Genomic DNA, 20,038 nt, shown 5'->3' with positions numbered 1-20,038 from the left:
CTTTCAATCTTTGCAAAAGTAAGCTTTGAACCATTAAGAAGAAACTTAAACTTTTTCTTCTGGCCTAAAGCGGATTTCATCCGGATAGGGGAAGGCATGTATAAGCTCGCCTTTCAAAATCCTTTGTTGAATCTTTTTCCAATGCTCTGGATCAAAAAGATTCTGGTGATAACTTAAAAAATGTTCCTTCAAATCATTTCTTCCAATCATCCAACGCCTAAAATCTTCCGGAAACACATCGTTTTTACCTATATCATACCAAGGTTCAGAAGCATAGATTTGTGCATAAGTTTCGGCCTTGGGTTTGGCTCTAAAGTTCATATCCGTTAGAAACTCGATCTCGTCATAATCGTAAAATATCACCCTTTTTTGTCTAGTTAACCCAAAATTCTTAGTCATCATATCTCCCGGGAAAATATTAGCCTGAGCCAATTGTAAAATAGCTCTTCCATAATCCTCTGCCACTTGATTTCCCTCCTCAGTACTGCAGTTTTCCAGATATATGTTCAAAGGAATCATTCTTCTTTCAGTATATAGGTGTTTGATAATTAAATGCTTACCCTCTGTCTTTAAAAGGGAGTTAGTGGTGTTTTTTAGTTCCTGAAGCAGTTCATGGCTAAGTCTTTCCAAGGGAATTTTAAAGTATTCGAATTCATGTGTGTCAGCCATTCTGCCTACCCGGTCATGTAAGGAAACCAACTTATATTTTTCCCGAACTTCCTGCCTGGTCATATTTTTTGGAGGCTCAAAATGATCTTTGATGAGTTTGAATACCACATTAAAGGAAGGAAGAGTAAATACTGTCATGACCATTCCCTTGATGCCGGGAGCGATTACAAATTGATCTTTAGACTGTGCCAAGTGCAATAAGAAATCTCTATAGAATAGTGTTTTGCCGTGTTTGTTAAACCCGATCGCATTGTATAGCTCATGTGTTTTTTTATGAGGAATAACCGAACTCAGAAAGGCTACAACCTGGGAAGGGATTTCTGCCCGCACCATAAAATACGATCTGGTGAAGCTAAAAAGTGAGCTCATAATATTAGGATCAAAAATCAGAGTGTCTACAAAAACACCTTTGGGTCCATGAAGAATTGGGATGATAAAAGGCATCCATTTATGTCCCAAATAAGTTCGGCCGATTAAGTATGCCGCCTTATTTCTATAAAAAACCGATTTTAAAATCTGCGTGGTTGTTTCAGGTCCGGGATTATATCGTGTAAGAATGACCTCTTTGACACTTTGAATCAGGAACTGGATATCAGCTTCTTTATCCATAAAAGGAGCTCCAAAATCATAATCATCCAATATTTTTCGAATAATGAAGTCCAATCCCATTGAGCTGGGATAGGAATTGAGCAACTCTGCCGTAGAAAAAATCTCACAGGAACTATGACCTTCCATCAGGTACATCAATTCTTCGTCGCTGGACATACCTGGAAATGCCTTTCTGATGACTGAATTGAAAAAAGTTTCTGCAAGTTCTATATCAGGTCTTTCAGCAATCAATTCCTGATAATGCTGCCTTATCAATGTCCATATTTCCCTTTTATCGGCATCATCACCAAGCATTTTTCGGAACTCTTCCACTAATTGAAACAATAAGTCTTTATATAAGCGTAGCCTTTGTTTATGATTCAATTGGGTGGCAGCCCAGTTTTTTTCCTTGAAATAAAGAGGAGCTAGCTCCGTGTAAGTATTGAAGGAGCGAATGTAACTTTCGAATCCTTGAAAAATTTTTTCTGCAAGAGGTATGGCTCTGTGTGGCATGATTGAAAATAGTATAAAAAGTTAATACCTCTGAAGCTCGTGGAATGATTCCTATTAATTTTTCTTATAAAAAGATAGTGCAACAGGAATTTATGCACACGATTGCATTGAAATTTCCTAATTGATCTCAAAATCCTACCAAAAAAATTCTGTAAAAAAATGAAAATAAATAAGCTTGATTTTGAAGCGTTTAGGGCGAAAATTACTTGAAGAATAAAATTTTGAAAATCTTTCGCAATCGATTGTTTGGAGTATATAAAAACATTTTCTACTTTTCGACAGTATTCATGAATTGAATATCTACAATAGGTTTAATAGGTTTGAGAGCAGGAAAAGGTCGGATAAGTAGTCCGGCCTTTTTTGTTTTTTGATCCTCCTGGTTTAGCTTCATGCATTCATCTTTTTCTTATGGATAAATCGATAAAAATTCTTTTCCTCATTTGCCTCATAGGAGTTGCTTTTGCATGTGAATCAACTTCGGAGAAAAATGAGACTGAAGTGATGGTGGATTCTTCCGATTTGTTGGATGATTTTCCCACCAAACTTGATTTAGTTTTTGCACAGAAATCTGAATGGTATGAGCATTGGGCTCAGAAATTAGGAAGGTTTGGTGCGGATGATTTTGAATTGATGCTTTCCGATACTTTGGAGGGCTTTGAGATGCCTGAGAAAAACCCTATCCTTCCTAGCGACCCCTTATTTCCTTATCAGTTTCCCCATCCGGGAGGAAACGGAGTAATGGATATCTATTCTTACAAAATCGAAGCTCAGGATGAATTGGATTCCCCATTTTTGAATCCAGACTCTGAGGTAGTATGGTATAAGGCAGATGGAATGAAAGAGCGCCTTCTATTTATGGGGCCTTCCGGAGCATTTGAAGAGGGCTTATGGCTGAGCGAGGAAGAGTTTTTAGTACTGGGCTTTTTTCAGGAAGTGGAGGGGTTTAGACCCTTGGTTTGGTTGATCAGACCTAATGAAAACCTCGTGTATCAATTTAGAATGAAAAAAGTTACCTCTGATTATAAGATAGAATCTTACCTAAATAAGAAAATCAAGAAGGTTGAATTGATTTAAAATGGATTTTGAAGAAGTAATCCAAAGACTGAAAAACTCGCTTTCCAGGCAACTTCCGGGTAAAGAGGCACAGATGAGGATGTCACCTCAGCCGGTGGATATGAGAAGGTTTGATCCAAAATTACCCTCTAATCACAGGAAAGGTGCAGTTCTGATTTTAATCTATCCACAGGAAAAGCAGGCTTTTTTTCCATTGATCAAAAGACCTGAATACATTGGAGTACATAGTGGGCAGATAGCTTTTCCAGGAGGAAAAATGGACGAAGGAGACGAAAACGAAGTTTTTACAGCCCTTCGGGAAGCTGAGGAGGAAGTGGCAGTAAATGCCAGTAAAGTCCAAGTTTTGGGCAGAATGTCTGATTTATTTATTCCTGCCAGCAATTTTTTAGTAAGTCCTGTAATCGGTTATGTAGATCATATTCCTGAATTCGTTCCTGAGGAAAGGGAAGTTCAAAGAATCATTTCAGCAAGAGTTTCCGATATCGTATCCCCTGAAATCCAGAAAAAAACCATTTTGGAAATAGGAAATCAAATCAAACTGGACACTCCTTATTTTGAAGTTGAGAAAGAAATGGTTTGGGGTGCCACTGCCATGATTTTGGGAGAGTTTATAGAACTTTTGGAAAAGGGAAAATAAGCTCATTTTTGGGCAAATGGGCATTTGTTGGTATTGTTGTAACCTTTAAGCAAAAATATGGAAGAACAAGCTCCTTTGATCACCAATGATGCTGTGGTTTTTGGCTTACTAGTAGCCACTCTAGCAGTAATTTTCAGCACCTCAGCAAGCCAAAATCGTATTTTTCAAAAATTTTATAAGGTTGTTCCGGCAGTACTACTCTGCTATTTTATTCCTGCGGTTTTTAACTCCTTGGGAATTATTTCAGGTGAGGATTCCAACCTGTACTTTGTTGCATCTAGGTATTTATTGCCTGCTTCTTTGGTTTTATTTACAATCAGCATTGATATCAAGGGTATTCTCAAATTAGGGCCTAAGGCATTGACGATGTTTCTGGCAGGTACATTAGGGATCATGCTGGGAGGTCCATTGGCGCTAATGACAGTGGGCTTTATTCAGCCTGAACTCCTAGGCGGCACTGGTCCGGATGCGATTTGGAGAGGTTTGGCTACCATTGCCGGATCATGGATAGGAGGGGGAGCCAATCAAACTGCCATGTTGGAGGTATTTGGAGCAAGTTCCAGCCTTTTCGCCCAAATGATAGCAGTAGATGTTTTAGTGGCTAATCTTTGGATGGCTTTTTTGCTGTACTGGGCTGCCAAACCTGAAAAAATTGACAAAATATTCAAGGCTGATTCTACGGCAATCTATGAGTTGCGAGACAAAATAGCGGATTTTAGATCCAAGATCATGACGATTCCAAGTTTGGCTCAGACCATGACCATACTGGGCGTGGGTTTTGGGATTACCGGGGTTTCGCATTTGATAGCAGACTGGATAGCTCCGATTATTTCCAGTGATTATCCTGCACTGAAGCAATACTCTTTGGATTCAACTTTCTTTTGGATCGTGGTGATTGCCACTACTGCAGGTCTTGCACTTTCTTTTACTAAAGCAAGAAACTTGGAAGGTGCAGGTGCATCAAGATTGGGTAGCGCCTTCTTATATGTCTTGGTGGCAACCATTGGAATGCAGATGGATTTGGGAGCTGTATTGGATAATCCAATTTTGTTTCTGATAGGTATCTTATGGATGTTCTTCCATATTCTAATTATGCTTTTGGTAGCTTGGTTGATTAAAGCACCATTTTTCTACGTGGCAGTTGGTTCTCAGGCGAATGTGGGAGGAGCTGCATCTGCGCCAATTGTGGCTTCGGCATTTGATGCTTCTTTGGCGCCGGTTGGAGTTCTTTTGGCAGTATTAGGTTATGCTGTGGGAACTTATGGGGCCTACTTATGCGGTTTAATGATGCAGGCCATTTCTATTGGATAATGAAACACAGCAGACAGTTAGTCTTTATATGTACAGGTTCAGATTGTAAAAAAGCAGGTTCCAAACTGATCAAGAAAGATCTGAAAATTGCCAGCAAACAAAATCCTTGGAAAGGTTGCTGCAAACTGATCCAAACCAAATGTTTGGACATGTGTAAGTCTGCTCCGGTTGTGATAGTCGAAGATCATTTTTTAAAAAAAACCAGTACAGAAAAAATATTGGATCAAATGAAAAAAGCCCTGAAAGATCAGGGCTGAGATTAAAGTTTGGTTGTCTTGACAGCTGTTCCGCTGGCAGTCACCATCAGCATCCCATCTCGAATAGTTTCGTAATCCAAGTCAATGCCTACAATGGCATTTGCTCCAAATGTCCTAGCTTGTATTTCCATTTCTGCCATAGCCGTGGCTTTGGCCTCTCTAAGAACACGCTCATATGAGCCAGATCTGCCTCCTACAATATCGGTAATACTGGCAAAGAAGTCTTTGAAAACATTGGCGCCAATGATGGTTTCTCCGGAAACAATGCCTAAATATTCATCGATTTTGTAGCCTTCTAGTTGGTTGGTAGTTGAGATAATCATTGTATTTAAATTAAGTGAAACATATCTAATGCACGCATAATTTAAGGCGCAAGTTTGAATAAACCATTTAAATTGATTTTAGGTGATTTATTTAACTGCGATAAGTTATAAAATGAATTTGTTTCTCTAAACTTGTTTTTTAGATCATCTTTTTTCAATATTTTCCGAGTTGTAAATAAACCCAAGTAAGTAGTTAATTAAATGAGTCAATTCCATCAGTTTGATATTTCGGATTTCTTCAATGAAATCAACGAACCCTTGTTTCTGATGGATTCCGAAGAAATCATCTTTTGGAACAATACCGCAACTGAAAATTTCAAAAACCTTCCTGAGGATTGGAAGGCTTGGATTTCAAACGAGGAGCTAGAACAAAAACTACTTTTATTTTTCAAAGAAGGAATTCTGCCCCAAATCACTTATTTCAAGTCTTTAGAGAAGAAATGTGGTGAATTTCAGCGGTTTGAATGGGTTTTTGTAAATCTACCATCCAGTTATAGCAGTAGATTTTTGATAGTTAAGGCTAATCCCATCAAGTTTTTAGGTAATAAAGCGGTTGAGAATTCAATTTTGGATAAGCAAGAGCAGACAGTAGGGGAACTGAGTTATATCCAAAGTATTCTTCACCATAGTCATGATTTAATTGCCATTTTGGATGAGCAGGGAAATTATAAATTCATTTCCGATTCGGTGGTCCAAAAGATTGGTTTTCCGGTAGATTATATAGTTGGGAAAAATTTCCGTGACTTCATTGAGGAAGGAATTATTGAGTTGGTAAAGGGAAGTTTTGAGGAGGTTCTAGACTCTACAGAGGAGGTTGCAGTTGATTTCTGGGTTAATAGATCCAAGGGTAAACGTATCTATCTCGAAAGTTTTGCCAAAAACCTAATTTATCATCCTGAGATCAATGGCGTTTTATTTTCGAGTAGAGATATCACTGATTTTATTGAAACAGATAGGTCTCTTCAGAAAAGATATGAAATAGAAAACCTGATCAATCAGGTTTCCTCCCGTTTGATTAATAGAAGGTTGAGTAATCTGGAAGAAGACTTTCAGGAGTTTTTAAGAAAATTCAGTCATTTTTTGAGGGCTCATCGTGGTGTAATCAGCATATTCAATCAGGAAACCCAAGAGCTTGATATTATAAATACCTGGAGTTTATCCAGCTGGAAAAGTGAGTCAGAAATTGATTTCAAAGCGATCATTGATTCCCGTAAAAAAAGGTTGGAGGCAGGCATAGTAAAACTGATTGACTTGGAGTCGGAGGGCTTTGATTCTTCTGCCAGGCTTATTTTGATTCCAATGATATCTGCATCCAAGATATTGGGTGTTATCTATTTTGAAATAGATCAGGAAGACTTGGAGTTTACTGAGAAGGAGTTGCAGATTTTCCGACAACTGGGCGATATACTCGCCGGAGCATATATCGGTAGTTTGATGACTCGACGAATCGAAAGAAACGAGAATCTTCTTGCTACAACAGAAAGGCTATCTAAATCCGGTTCCTGGAGATACAGTACTACAAGAAATCTATTTTATATCTCAGGTGGTTTAGCAAGAATTTTTGACTTGGGGATTCAACCTGTAACAGCTGAATTTTCTTCTTTGATTCTTCGGATTGATAAGAGCTACAGAGAGGATTTTGTCAAAAATCTGAAAAGAAGTATACAGGAAAAAAGTCATGCCTCGGGAGAGTTTACTATTCGCAATGAGGATGGTAAACCGGTTTACATTTCCTATGAAATAGAAACCAAACAGGACTTTTTTACCCAGGGAATTGAGGTAAATGGATTTTGTACTGATATCACGCACAAACGGGCAAGTGAGGAGTATCTCAGACTTCAATCTCAGATTCTAGCTCAGGTTAATGATCCCATTTTGGTGACAAATCTCGAATATCAGATAATTTACCTGAATAAAGCTGCCGTGGAATTATGTGGGATGGAGAAGGAGAATGCCTATAATGAACACATAGATTCTGTCATCAAATTTAATTTTCCTAATGGTGAAAGATTTGAAAAAATCGGTAACAAACTTGAAGTAGGGGATGTAAAGAAACAAGAGTTATTTCTAGAAACAGGAGTTCAGACCAAGGCTCCTTTTGAAATTTCTATGCAGGCAATCCATGCAGATGGAAAGGAGAAAATAGGCTACTCTTTGATCCTCCGGGACCTTTCTGAGAAATACGAAAATGAACGCTTGGCTATGAGAGCCAACATGATTGTAGAGAATAGTCCAGCTGTATTATTTCAGGTGGATCCTAATGATGACTACAGAATCTATTATATCTCGGAAAATATCAACCAGTTTGGCTATCAGTCAAAGGAATTGATGGAAAATAGGGTTCCATTCTTAGATATTGTACATACTGATGATGCCAAAATCATCAAAAAGATCAATAGCAAATCAAGGGGTAAGTCAGGAGTAGTTTCCTTTTCTGGGGAATATAGGATCAAAAAAACTGATGGGACATTTATCTGGGTTGAGGATAAAACCACAGACGTTAGAAACGAAGTAGGCGATATCATTCTACATCAGGGTCTGTTTCAGGATATTACCGAGAGAAAGAATTTTGAAGAATTCAAAGAGGAAAAAGAAAAACAATATCGAGTCTTGGCTTCCAATATTCCAGGAACGAATATTTTCCTCTTGGATAAAAGCCGAAAATACATTTTGGCAGAAGGGACCAACTTTGAAAACTGGGGGCTGAGTCCATCTGATTTTGAAGGCAATTACCTGACTGATATAGCTCTAACTGATTCTCAGGAGGTATCCAGTTTCTTGGATAGGGTTTATGATGATCAGGAGATTGTTGAGTCTGAATTCTTTTTAAAGGGGAGAAGGTATCATAGAGTAATCCGGCCAATATTAGAATATGGTAAGGTAGAATATGCTTTGAGTATTGTCAGAGATATTACAGAGGAGCATCAGGCAAAAGAAAATCTCCGACAGTCAGAGGAAAAGTATAGGACCTTAGTAGAAGAATCTACAGAGATTATTTTCTCTTTATCGGAATCATTCATAGTGGATTACATCTCGCCTAATGTCAAGCAATTTATGGGCTATGAGATGGAAGAAGTTATCGGAAAAAGTGTTTTTGAATTCCTGGATCCGGAAGACCTAGATGTTTTTCAGTCACTATTAGAAGAAACCAAGGACTTTTTCTCCCATAATCAGTTTCTGGAGTTCAAATTGCGTCACAAAAATGGAGAGTACAGAGTATTTAACTCTAATGGAAAAGTAATAAAAGATAGGGATGGAAGTAGGATGTATACGGGTATTGCAAGGGATATATCCAAGCTCAAAGATGCTCAGAGAGAATTACTTAAAGCAAAAGAAAAAGCAGAGCAAGCATCCTTGATCAAATCCCAGTTTCTCTCCGTGATGAGTCATGAAATCCGGACACCAATGAATGCCGTGATCGGGTTGGCGCATTTTCTTTTGGAAGATGATCCTAAACCTGATCAGTTGGAAAACCTTAAAACACTACAGTTTTCTGCAGAAAGTTTGATGGCCCTGATCAATGATATTTTGGATTACAATAAGATTGATTCAGGGAAAATAGAGTTGGAGGAAATGCCTTTTGATTTAAAGAATTTCATTCAGCGAATAGTGCATTCTCATAGTTTTCAGGCTACAGAAAAATCTTTGTATGTGATTTCTGAAATTGATGAAGCACTTCCTGAAAGTATCTTAGCTGATTCTGTCCGATTGGGTCAAATCGTCAATAATTTGGTTTCCAATTCGATTAAATTCACCGAAAAAGGCGGTGTAAAAATAATTCTCAAATCCGAGGGAGTCGATAAAGAAGGAAAAGCTATAGTCAAATTTAGATTTGAGGATACTGGAATTGGAATTCCAGAAGAAAAGGTTTCCACTATTTTCGAAGCATTTACACAGGCTTCTTCAGAGACTACTAGAAAGTATGGAGGTACAGGCTTGGGATTGGCTATTGTAAAACGCCTGGTGGAATTATATCAAGGGGATATTACCTATTCTCCAAATCCAGGTGGAGGAAGTGTTTTTGAGTTTGTGATTCATTTGAAGCCTTTTGAAGAGAGGGCGAACACTGGTTCAGCTGAGGATAAGCCTCAAATCAAATCTCTGATGGGAGCTTCTATTCTCGTCGCGGAAGACAACATGGTCAACCAGATTTTGATCCAGAAATTTTTGAAAAAATGGAATACCGGAAATGTGGTTGTGGCTTCTGATGGGCAAGAGGCTCTGGAATTTTTTGAGAAGGAACATTTTGATTTAATTCTATTGGATTTGCAAATGCCAATTTATGACGGCTTTACAGTTGCCAAGAAAATCAGGTCTATGGAAGATCCGGTAAAAAGTAAAGTTCCTATGCTTGCATTGACTGCCACTTCCTTGCATGAAGTAAAGGAACAGTTAATGGAAGTAGGTGTAAACGACTATGTGGCCAAACCATTTACTCCGGAAAATCTCTACGAGAAATTGTTGAAATTTCTTCGTCCCAAAGAAAGGGTCTAAGACATCTTTAGCATTAATTTTGCCTAAAGGCTGTGGGTTATTTATTTACAGCCGAAATTTTCCTTACTCATGTCCCTTTTTTTTAGAATAAGCATTGCAATAGTTTTCTTCTTTGGTTCTGGCTATGCTTTTTCTCAGCAACTTCTATCCAAGCGAACCACACTGTATACCGTGGTAGGTACCAGTGGTGCCAAATTGAATCAATTTGACCAAATGCTGGAAGATAGAGGTTTAACAGGCTTGAGAAATAGATATAGAACCTTAGGATTAGGCTATCAAAGCAGAATAAATGATTTCGTGATTGGTCTTGAGCTGTATCACAATCGTGGGGCAAACAGTGATTTGGATGGCTTTAAATTGGGGTACAGGACTTCCAAAGTTTTACTCAATGTGGGATATGCTTTCACCGAGGAATCCAAATTTCAGCTAATTCACTACATGTCTTTGGGAATGGGCTTTTTGAATTTTCAAATGCTTCCATCCGAAAGGCCTTCCAGTTTGGAAGAGTTTCTGGCTGACCCAAAGCAGGGATTTATTATTCGTGAAAATGATATCCAAAAAGGATCAAAATACTATGGGAACTTTTTAACAGAAATAGGCTTCCATATGACCTACGACTTTGATCTTCCTGGCAGAAGAGAAGCACTTTCCATCATTGCAAAAGCAGGATACGCATTTAGCCCATTTGAAGGAAAATGGGAGCTGAATGGGATGTCTTTCGATAATGCTCAAAGTGGTGCATTTCTTAGACTAGGAGCAGGTATTTCCATTCCAGATAGAAACTTCTTTTATAAAGATGCCTCCATTGGGCTTCACATGATTTCTGGGGTTCATTTCACAAGCCCAGACACTTTTAATGAGGTTTTGGAAGAGGCGGGCTATGATCCCTTAGAAGGCAGGCCTTCCAATTTGGGGATTAGGATTAAAGGTGAATCCGAACGCATGCTTTATGGAGCAGATGTTTACAACTTAGCCATGCATGGTAGTGCAAGCGAGACCCAATCCCATTCTCTCAACAGTTTGAGAGTGTATGGGAATTTGGGATACAAATTTATTCAATACAAAAATTTTGGATTTGGAGCTTTGGCCGGATTGGGCTTTGGAAATATACGATATACCTTGACGCAGAGAAATAAGCCGGACTTTCCAGAATTATTTGAGCAGAGAAAGTTTGACGGGTATTTGAGAAATTCTGGTTTGATGGGTAAACCCGAAGTGTTTTTAGAGTATGGAATTCCAATGACCAAAAGGAAGTTGGTAGACCTTGTATTTACCGCATCTGCTGGATATGAACTTGCTTTGGCAAATTATCGACTAGGGGAGTTGGATATGGCTTCTTATATGTCAGCCCCTTATTTGACTTTTGGAATAGGGGTAAGACCTTGAATTTTAGAGTAATCGCATTTTTACTTACCGAATCTTAAAAAAAGAGGGCGAAAAGTTTTAAAAATCCAACGATAGCGCTGTTTTATTGCCAAATAGCTAGTACATTTGAGTTGCTTATCGAGAAAGACCGAGGGAAGGGCCCTACGACGTCTTAGCAACCTGTAATCAAGGTGCTAACTCCCGTTCCGGAAATGCCGGAAAAAGATGAGCGGAAAAGTATTTTTACTTTGCTCCGTGGTTTTGCTCGATTAGCTTTTTAAACTTAATAGAATGATGCAAAATAGAACGGAAACCCTGCTTCAGGCAATTCAAGATAGGATTTTAATCCTTGATGGAGCGATGGGTACCATGATTCAAAGATACCAATTAACAGAAGAGGACTTCCGCACCGAAAGTCTCAAAAACCACCCAAAATCTCTAAAGGGAAATAATGATTTACTTTCTCTTAGTAGACCGGATATTATCAAGGCAATTCATGCTGAATATCTTGGGGTTGGAGCGGATATCATTGAGACCAATACCTTCTCAGGTACCAGTATAGCTCAGGCTGATTATGAGTTATCGCATTTAGCATATGAGATCAATTTTCAATCTGCAAAATTAGCCAGAGAAGTTGCTGAAGAATTTACTTCTCAAAATCCTCAGAAACCAAGATTTGTAGCAGGAGCCATGGGCCCCACTAATAGAACTGCTTCCATTTCTCCGGACGTGAATGATCCGGGATATAGGGCAATTAATTTTGATCAACTGGCGGAAGCTTATGCCGAGCAAGTGAGAGGATTATTGGACGGAGGTTCAGATATTTTATTGGTGGAAACAATATTTGATACTTTGAATGCTAAGGCAGCGCTGTTTGCAATTCAAGATGTATTCGAAGAAAGAAATATACCATTGGATCCACTTGAGGGAGGTATTCCTATCATGATCTCTGGAACTATCACCGATGCCTCAGGAAGAACACTTTCAGGGCAGACTACAGAGGCTTTTCTGATTTCCGTATCGCATGTTCCTCTACTTTCAGTAGGATTAAACTGCGCTTTAGGAGCCAAAGAATTAAGACCTTATTTGAAAGTTTTGGCAAACAAAGCTCCATTTTTTGTATCCGCCTATCCCAATGCGGGCTTGCCGAATGAATTTGGTGCTTATGATCAAAATGCACAGGAGATGGCCGCACAAGTCAAAGAGTTTTTGCAAGAAGGCATGTTGAATATTTTGGGAGGTTGCTGCGGAACCACCCCCGACCATATCCGAGAATTGGCAAAACTAGCGGATGGTTTTGAGCCAAGAAAAATCGGAAAAGAAGAATTAGCTGAAAATGAAGATTGAGGAGCAGGCAATGAAGGACTATTTGAAATTATCAGGCCTTGAGCCTTTAGTATTTACACCCAACCTGAACTTTGTCAATATTGGAGAAAGAACCAATGTGACAGGCTCCAAGAAATTTGCCCGTTTGATTTTGAATGGGAATTATGATGAGGCTTTGGAGGTAGCATTAGATCAGGTACGTGGAGGAGCTCAGATTCTGGACGTTTGTATGGATGAAGGAATGCTGGACGGAGAAGCGGCCATGGTTAAGTTTTTGAACTTAATCGCTTCCGAACCCGAAATCAGCCGAATTCCTATCATGATTGACAGTTCCAAGTGGAGTATCATTCTGGCTGGTTTGAAGTGCGTTCAGGGGAAAGGAATCGTTAATTCCATCTCTCTTAAAAATGGGGAAGAAGAATTTATCCATCAGGCTAAAACCATCAAGAAATTTGGAGCCGCGGTAGTAGTAATGGCCTTTGATGAAAAAGGGCAGGCGGATACCTACGAGCGAAGAATTCAGATTTGTGAGCGGAGTTATAGGATTTTGGTGGATCGGGTACGCTTCAATCCCCAAGACATCATTTTTGATCCCAATATATTCCCGGTTGCAACAGGGATGGAAGAGCATAGAAAGAATGCCCTTGACTTTTTCCTTGCTACCAAATGGATCAAAGAAAACCTGCCCGGAGCAAAAGTAAGTGGTGGGGTTAGCAATGTTTCTTTTTCATTTAGGGGAAATGACCGAGTGAGAGAAGCTATGCATGCAGCTTTTCTTTATCATGCGATTCATCATGGAATGGATATGGGTATCGTCAACCCTAGCATGCTGGAAGTCTATGATGATATTCCTAAAGACTTATTGGAGCGGGTGGAGGATGTCTTTTTTGATAGAAAAGAAGATGCTACTGAACGGCTATTGGAGTTTGCAGACACTGTCAAATCCTCCGGTAAAAAAGAGGTGGTGAATGAAGCTTGGCGTTCTGATCCGGTGGCCAAGCGAATTGAGCATGCCTTGGTAAAAGGTATTCTGGATTTTATTGTTGAAGATACAGAGGAAGCCCGACAGTTACTTCAAAACCCATTGAAAGTCATTGAAGGTCCACTAATGGACGGAATGAATGTGGTAGGAGATCTTTTTGGAGAAGGGAAGATGTTTTTGCCTCAGGTAGTGAAGTCTGCCAGAGTGATGAAAAAGGCTGTAGCCTATCTCGAGCCATTTATGCCACTACCTGAAGAGGGAAAAGAGGACAGTTCCCTGAAGAAAATTTTGCTGGCTACTGTGAAAGGGGACGTGCATGATATCGGGAAAAATATTGTGGGAGTCGTATTGGCCTGCAATAGCTATCAGATCATTGATTTGGGAGTGATGGTAGATGCCCAAAAGATAATCGATGAAGCTGTTAAAAATAAGGTTGATATCATCGGTCTAAGTGGTTTGATTACTCCTTCTTTGGATGAAATGGTCAATGTAGCTTCAGAAATGGAGCGTCAGGGATTGAAAATTCCTTTGCTGATAGGTGGGGCCACTACTTCCAGGATTCATACTGCTGTTAAAATTGATCCTGTTTATTCCGGCACTGTGATCCATGTAACTGATGCGAGTAAGTCTGTGCCAATTGCTGGTGAATCCATCTCAGAAGAAACTAGAGATCAATATCATCTAGATATCAAGGAAACTTACAAGCGATTGAGAGAAGAGCATGAAGCCAAACAATCCGCCAAACAATTGATTTCCTATGCAGAGGCTATGGAAAATCCTGTGGACATTGATTGGACTGCTTTTGAGCCTATTAAACCCAAAGTTTTGGGAACCCAGATTTTAGATAATTTGGATTTAAATGAAATCCGAAAATACATTGACTGGACCCCATTCTTCAGTACATGGATGTTAAGCGGGAAGTATCCTAAAATTCTTGAAGATCCAGTTGTGGGTAGCGAAGCAAAAAAGCTTTTCAATGATGCCCAAAGAATGTTGGATCAGTTAATTGATGGAAAATGGTTGACTGCAAAAGGTGTTTTTGGACTGTTTCCTGTTCAGAGAAAAGGAGATGATGCAGTGGTATACAGTCCTGAAAAGAAAGATTTGACCCTGGGTCAATTTCATTTTCTTCGACAGCAAGGTAAAAAGGGAAAAGGAGTTCCAAACCGTTCTTTGGCTGATTACCTGCATCCTGATAAAGTGGATTACATAGGTTGCTTTGCAGTGACTTCCGGATTGGGAATGGAGTCTAAATTGGCAGAATTTCAAAAAGCCGGGGATGATTACAATGATATTTTGTTCAAGGCTTTAGCGGATAGGTTGGCAGAAGCAGCAGCCGAATATTTGCACGAGCAAGTCCGAATAAACTATTGGGGTTATTCGCCAGAGGAGAATTTGGAAAACGATTCCTTGATCCGAGAAGAATATACAGGAATCCGACCTGCACCAGGCTATCCGGCCTGTCCTGAGCATTCTGAGAAGGAAACCATTGCCAACCTATTGGAAATGGAAAAAGCCATTGGAATTACTTTGACTTCGAGTTATGCCATGTATCCGACTAGTTCTGTTTCAGGTTTTTATTTTGCACATCCAGATGCGAAGTATTTCGGCTTAGGGAAAATTGCCCAAGATCAAGTGGAGAGTTATGCGAAGAGAAAAGGCATCAGCCTAGAGGATGCCGAAAGATTATTATCACCCAATTTGGCCTATACGCCTGCAAAATTACTTGTGAATCAGACTGTATGAAGATAACCGAACACCTGAAAAACGCGAAATCTACGCTGTTTTCTTTTGAAATTTTACCGCCGTTGAAGGGACAAAGTTTGAAAGAACTTTTGGAAGGAATCGCTCCTTTGATGGATTTCAAACCTCCTTTTGTAGATGTGACCTATCACCGTGAGGAGTTTATTTATAAAAAGCATCCGCACGGTTTGTTGGAAAAGATTAGTACCAAAAAGCGGCCGGGAACGGTAGGTATCTGTGCTGCCATCATGAATAGATTTCAGGTGGACGCTGTCCCTCATTTGCTCTGTGGAGGTTTTAACAAAGAGGAAACCGAAAATGCTCTGATAGATCTCAATTTCATAGGGGTGGAAAATGTATTGGCCTTAAGAGGAGATGCTCCAAAAACAGAAGGAAGATTTGTTCCTGAAAATGGAGGTCATCATTTTGCCAGCGAGTTGGTAGAACAGATTATTCGCATGAATCAAGGGAAATACCTGCATGAAGAAACTGAAACCAGTTTTCATACGGATTTTTGTGTGGGAGTAGCAGGCTATCCTGAAAAGCATTTTGAGGCACCTTCGATGAAATTTGATTTGAAGTACCTGAAAGAAAAAGTGGAGAAAGGTGCCGAATACATCGTGACTCAGATGTTTTTTGACAATGAGAAGTATTTCAAATTTGTGGAAGATGTGAGAGCAGCGGGGATTACGGTTCCCATCATTCCGGGAATCAAGCCCATTACGACCATAGGCCAGATTACCATGCTTCCTCGAACTTTCTTCTTGGACTTACCAGATGCTTTGATGGACGAACTGGAAAAGTGCAAGACCAATGGAGAAGTGAAAGAAGTGGGTATAGAGTGGGCCATTCAGCAGTGCAAGGAACTGGTAGCTGCAGATGTACCGAGTCTTCACTTTTATACTATGAGTAAGGCAGATGCGACTTATAAGATTGCGAAGGAGGTGTTTTAATTTCCTTAGTGTCCAAGAGGACTGTTAGAATTGACCATTCTTCCCAATTTTTCCCTCTTTTTCTCATTTCTCCCTATCTTCGGGCATGATTAAATTAATCGAATGTCCTCGGGATGCCATGCAGGGACTGCCCGATTTTGTGGATACAGCAATCAAGGCGGCTTATATCAACCAGTTATTGGAAGTAGGCTTTGATACAGTGGATTTTGGAAGTTTTGTAAGTCCCAAAGCAATACCCCAAATGAGGGATACTGTGGAAGTATTGAGTTTGTTGGATCTGCATAAATCCCAATCCAAACTTTTAGCCATCATAGCCAATGTCAGAGGGGCAGAAGATGCCTTTCATTTTCCTGAAATTGATTACTTGGGATTTCCTCTTTCTCTTTCTGAAACCTTTCAGCAGCGAAATACCAATGCTTCTATTTCTAAGGCTTTAGAAACAGTGGAAACCGTTCAAAATCTTTGTCAAACCAAGGGAAAAGAATTGGTAGTCTACTTGAGTATGGGTTTTGGGAATCCCTACGGTGATCCTTATTCCCCGGAATTAGTGGCGGAGTTTGTTCAAAAACTAGATGACCTCGAAGTCAAAATAATATCTTTAAGTGATACGGTAGGAGTAGCTGATAATGAATTGATTAAAAATCTATTTGAAGTACAAATTCAAGCCTTCCCCCATATAGAATTCGGTGCTCATTTGCACAGTAGAAGAGAAAGTATAGCTGAAAAGGTAATTGCTGGATTGGCAGGAGGATGCAAGCGATTCGATGGGGCGTTAAAGGGATTTGGCGGCTGTCCTATGGCAAATGATGACTTGGTTGGAAATATGGCTACTGAAGTTATGATAGAAACTCTGGAAGGAGAGGGGCACTCCTTGAACCTCAATAAAGCCGAGTTGGGAGAATCCATGAAGTTGGCTAATTATGTTTTCCAGTCCTAAGTAATGAGTACTCCATTAATTCAAAGTAAAGTCAAAGCCCTGAGATGGCTGAGGGTGCTTCATAAATGGATGGGTGTTCCATTGATTATTTTCTTTTTCATTATTGGAATTACCTCTATTCTCTTGGCCTGGAAAAAGAAGGCAGACCTTTTGCCTCCAACACAGAAAAGTGAATTTTTAGAACAGGGAGAGTGGATTTCTCCAGCAATGATGATTACCATTGCCGAGCTAGAAATGGAAAGGCTAGGAGAGTCCAAGGAAGTAGACAGAATAGATATTCGGCCAGATAAGGGCATAGCTAAAGTGACTTTCAAAAATCACTTTAAAGAAGTGCAGGTCGATGGATTTTCGGGAGAAATATTATCAGTAGACATCAGACATTCGGATTGGATAGAGAAAGTGCACGACGGAAGTATTATAGACTTTTATACTTCAGGAGATGAAGGTGCGAAGTTGACCTATTCAACATTGGTTTCTTTAGGATTGATTTTGCTGGCAATCAGCGGGTTTTATCTTTGGTATTATCCGAAATTGATCAGAAGGTTGAAAAGCTAAGATTAGTATTGGATTCTATATTTTTTCCCAGGTAAGGATTTAATGATTCCTTCAAATTCCAATTCCAGCAATTTGGATGATAATAATCCCAAAGGTATTCCGGTTTGATAGGATATCATGTCTATTTCCAGTTCCTTTTTGTCCAGCAATAATTCTAAAATCAGTTTCTCTTCACCATTTCTAGAACTCAAATCTAAGCTTGGCTTGCGGACTTTTTGCTCTCCTGGTTTGGTCCAAAATAAGGCTTCAGCAATATCATTCGGACCTGTATAAATGGATGCTTTCATCTTTTTGATCAAATGATTGCATCCTTCACTGAAGGATGATTGCAAATTGCCCGGTACCGCAAAAACTTCTTTATCATAGCTGTAAGCTATTTCTGCTGTGATCAAGGCTCCGCCTTTTTCGGCCGCTTCAACTACAATAAGGGCATCGGAGAGTCCTGCAATAATCCGGTTTCTCGCTGGGAAATTTCCCGGCGCCATTTTGGATCCTGAGGGGTACTCGCTGATCAAAGCACCCTTTTCCAGCATTTGCTCGGCAGTACTTTTATGAACAGCGGGATAAATCTGGTCGATTGGAGAACCTAATACTCCAATGGTGGGAAGGTCTGTTTTGAGGCTCAGTCTATGAGCTTCAATATCAATACCATAGGCTAAACCAGATATTATAACAGGTTGATATACAGCTAAATCTTCAATTATTTTTCGAGTAACACTTTTTCCATAATCGGTAGCATTTCTGGTACCTACTATTCCTACTGTTCTCTCAAAATTCAGGGTACTATTTCCCTTAATGAATAGCACTACGGGTCCATCTTCCTGGGCTTTTAATCTTTGCGGAAACTCAGGATCCAAATGGGTAAGAATCCGGATATTTTTCTTCTCAGAATTCTGAATGAGTTGATCAGCTGCTCTGAGTAAAGTGTCCTTTTGCTCGCGTAATTCAAGTAGTTTTGGACCTACTTTTGGGATTTTAGCTGCTTTTCCTTTAGGGATTTGGAAAAAATTCTGAGCAGATCCTGCATAAGCCAAAATTGCTTTAAATACTCCCGGTCCTATTTTTGGAGCCAATGATAAGGCTAAAAAATACCTATACTCCTCAGGTGTCTTTTTTTCCTTGAAGTTCATTTTTCAGATTGATTAAAAAGTCTTTGATTTCCTGAAGTTTCTGAACGGCCTCTACCTTATCGAAGCCTTTGTCTTTTCCTTGTGCTATAACCTCACGAGCACCATCTAGCGTGTAGCCTTTTTCTTTTACTAAATGAAAAATGTAGCGAATTTTCTGAATGTCATCCTTGGTGTAGCGACGGTTTCCTTTTTTATCCTTTTTAGGGCGGATAATATCAAATTCTCCTTCCCAATAACGGATCAAAGAAGGAGCTACTTTGAACATCTGAGCAACTTCACCAATGGAATGATATTTCTTTTCTATTTCTCGCTCTTTGTACGGCACAGCAAAAATGGTTTAAACTCTAAATTAGTGAAAATATAGATTTCTCTTCAAGTAAAACTTGAGGTATTTGATTTTCAAACGAAAAAATTATCGATTGAGTAGTTGAAGCATTTGCACAGCTGCAAGTCCGGCTGTTTCTGTTCTCAATCTGCTTTTTCCTAGCGATACAGGTTGGAAGCCACATTCAAATGCCTTTTTTATTTCTTTGGGATCAAAATCACCTTCCGGTCCGATTAGGATGCAATAACTCTTTCCTTTACTGGTTGCATCAAAAAGATGCCTGTCATGATCCTCGTCTACGTATGCAATGAAATTCTCATGGTCTTTGTGGGTTCGATCAGCAAAGAAATCCTCCAAAGAGCAGGAAGGGTTGAGTTTCGGGATCCTATATTTGAGGCTTTGCTTGCAAGCAGCGATGATTTTTTTCTCCAGCCTTTCAGTTTTCAGAAAGCTTCTTTCAGAATTCATCGTCTTGATTAGAGTCAATTCATGAAAACCCAGCTCCGTGATTTTTTCCACCATCCATTCCATTCGGTCTGGACTTTTCGTAGGTGCGATGACCAAATGGATATGATACTCATCCTCTGCTATTGTTTCCTGATTGAGTACCTGCAGAATGGTTTTTTTAGGGTTGGCCTCCGTGATGGTACATTCAAATAAATTCCCTTCACCGTCGGTAACAAAAACCTGATCACCGACTCTTTTTCTCAGAACCTTGGTGAGGTGCTTTGATTCTTCAGACTCCAGATAAATAGTAGGAGGGGCTATATTTTGTTGAAAAAAGAGTTGCATATCTGCTTACAAAAAAAGCACAATTCCCGAAGAAATTGTGCTTTTAACCAATTAACCTTATAAC

General features: G+C 39.5%; 16 protein-coding genes and 1 riboswitch. Of the genes, 11 read left to right on the top strand and 5 right to left on the bottom strand.

Annotated elements, in window-relative coordinates; genetic code table 11:
• Nucleotides 1–45 precede the first annotated feature (45 nt).
• Nucleotides 46–1,770: a bifunctional isocitrate dehydrogenase kinase/phosphatase gene (aceK, locus tag FL972_RS01440; RefSeq protein ID WP_144602598.1), complete on the bottom strand. Its 1,725-nt coding sequence runs from the start codon at nt 1,768–1,770 to the stop codon at nt 46–48.
• A 408-nt stretch (nt 1,771–2,178) separates the two neighbouring features.
• Between aceK and FL972_RS01435 the strand changes: the two genes are divergently transcribed.
• From FL972_RS01435 to FL972_RS01420, 4 genes are read left to right on the top strand one after another with little or no spacing between them, the layout of a single operon-like run.
• Nucleotides 2,179–2,844, top strand: a complete 666-nt coding sequence (locus FL972_RS01435; protein ID WP_144602596.1) for a bifunctional isocitrate dehydrogenase kinase/phosphatase — start codon at nt 2,179–2,181, stop codon at nt 2,842–2,844.
• Nucleotide 2,845: 1 nt separating this feature from the next.
• Nucleotides 2,846–3,481: an NUDIX hydrolase gene (locus FL972_RS01430; RefSeq protein WP_144602594.1), complete on the top strand. Its 636-nt coding sequence runs from the start codon at nt 2,846–2,848 to the stop codon at nt 3,479–3,481.
• 57 nt (nt 3,482–3,538) lie between these two features.
• Complete coding sequence (locus FL972_RS01425; protein WP_091650111.1) at nt 3,539–4,792, top strand: DUF819 family protein; 1,254 nt, start codon at nt 3,539–3,541, stop codon at nt 4,790–4,792.
• Nucleotides 4,792–5,049: a (2Fe-2S) ferredoxin domain-containing protein gene (locus FL972_RS01420; RefSeq protein ID WP_144602592.1), complete on the top strand. Its 258-nt coding sequence runs from the start codon at nt 4,792–4,794 to the stop codon at nt 5,047–5,049. The genes FL972_RS01425 and FL972_RS01420 overlap by 1 nt, the downstream gene beginning before the upstream one ends.
• A gap of 2 nt (nt 5,050–5,051) precedes the next feature.
• On the opposite strand, the gene FL972_RS01415 is transcribed toward FL972_RS01420, so the two are convergent.
• Nucleotides 5,052–5,372, bottom strand: coding sequence for a YbjQ family protein (locus FL972_RS01415; RefSeq protein WP_144602590.1), 321 nt, complete (start codon nt 5,370–5,372; stop codon nt 5,052–5,054).
• Nucleotides 5,373–5,573: 201 nt separating this feature from the next.
• Between FL972_RS01415 and FL972_RS01410 the strand changes: the two genes are divergently transcribed.
• From FL972_RS01410 to FL972_RS01380, 7 genes are all read left to right on the top strand, one after another.
• Nucleotides 5,574–9,866: a PAS domain S-box protein gene (locus FL972_RS01410; RefSeq protein ID WP_144602588.1), complete on the top strand. Its 4,293-nt coding sequence runs from the start codon at nt 5,574–5,576 to the stop codon at nt 9,864–9,866.
• 69 nt (nt 9,867–9,935) lie between these two features.
• The gene (locus FL972_RS01405; protein ID WP_186299967.1) at nt 9,936–11,252 is read left to right on the top strand and encodes a hypothetical protein; all 1,317 of its coding nucleotides are present in this window, start codon (nt 9,936–9,938) and stop codon (nt 11,250–11,252) included.
• 111 nt (nt 11,253–11,363) lie between these two features.
• Nucleotides 11,364–11,463: riboswitch (SAM riboswitch) on the top strand.
• Nucleotides 11,464–11,525: 62 nt separating this feature from the next.
• Nucleotides 11,526–12,578, top strand: a complete 1,053-nt coding sequence (locus tag FL972_RS01400; RefSeq protein WP_144602751.1) for a homocysteine S-methyltransferase family protein — start codon at nt 11,526–11,528, stop codon at nt 12,576–12,578.
• On the top strand, nt 12,568–15,285 hold the full coding sequence (metH, locus tag FL972_RS01395) for a methionine synthase (RefSeq protein ID WP_250161255.1): 2,718 nt from the start codon (nt 12,568–12,570) through the stop codon (nt 15,283–15,285). Before FL972_RS01400 ends, metH begins: the two co-directional genes overlap by 11 nt.
• Nucleotides 15,282–16,235 (top strand): methylenetetrahydrofolate reductase [NAD(P)H], encoded by a 954-nt coding sequence (gene metF, locus FL972_RS01390; RefSeq protein WP_144602586.1) that lies wholly within the window; start codon nt 15,282–15,284, stop codon nt 16,233–16,235. The genes metH and metF overlap by 4 nt, the downstream gene beginning before the upstream one ends.
• 85 nt (nt 16,236–16,320) lie before the next feature.
• Nucleotides 16,321–17,172, top strand: coding sequence for a hydroxymethylglutaryl-CoA lyase (locus FL972_RS01385; RefSeq protein ID WP_144602584.1), 852 nt, complete (start codon nt 16,321–16,323; stop codon nt 17,170–17,172).
• 3 nt (nt 17,173–17,175) lie between these two features.
• Nucleotides 17,176–17,727, top strand: coding sequence for a PepSY domain-containing protein (locus tag FL972_RS01380; RefSeq protein ID WP_144602582.1), 552 nt, complete (start codon nt 17,176–17,178; stop codon nt 17,725–17,727).
• Between the two features lie 2 nt (nt 17,728–17,729).
• Here the strand turns inward: FL972_RS01380 and dprA are convergent, their stop codons facing one another.
• The 3 genes from dprA to FL972_RS01365 form a co-directional block, all read right to left on the bottom strand.
• Entirely contained in the window at nt 17,730–18,857 is a 1,128-nt protein-coding gene (gene dprA, locus FL972_RS01375; protein WP_144602580.1) for a DNA-processing protein DprA, read from the bottom strand.
• On the bottom strand, nt 18,829–19,182 hold the full coding sequence (locus tag FL972_RS01370) for a MerR family transcriptional regulator (protein ID WP_144602578.1): 354 nt from the start codon (nt 19,180–19,182) through the stop codon (nt 18,829–18,831). The genes dprA and FL972_RS01370 overlap by 29 nt, the downstream gene beginning before the upstream one ends.
• An 87-nt stretch (nt 19,183–19,269) precedes the next feature.
• Complete coding sequence (locus tag FL972_RS01365; RefSeq protein ID WP_144602576.1) at nt 19,270–19,974, bottom strand: 16S rRNA (uracil(1498)-N(3))-methyltransferase; 705 nt, start codon at nt 19,972–19,974, stop codon at nt 19,270–19,272.
• Nucleotides 19,975–20,038 lie beyond the last annotated feature (64 nt).

Source organism: Algoriphagus algorifonticola, from assembly GCF_007655305.1.
Classification (GTDB): domain Bacteria; phylum Bacteroidota; class Bacteroidia; order Cytophagales; family Cyclobacteriaceae; genus Algoriphagus; species Algoriphagus algorifonticola.
The sequence above is the reverse complement of the archived record's forward strand: the minus strand, read 5'-3'. Positions and strand labels throughout refer to the sequence as shown.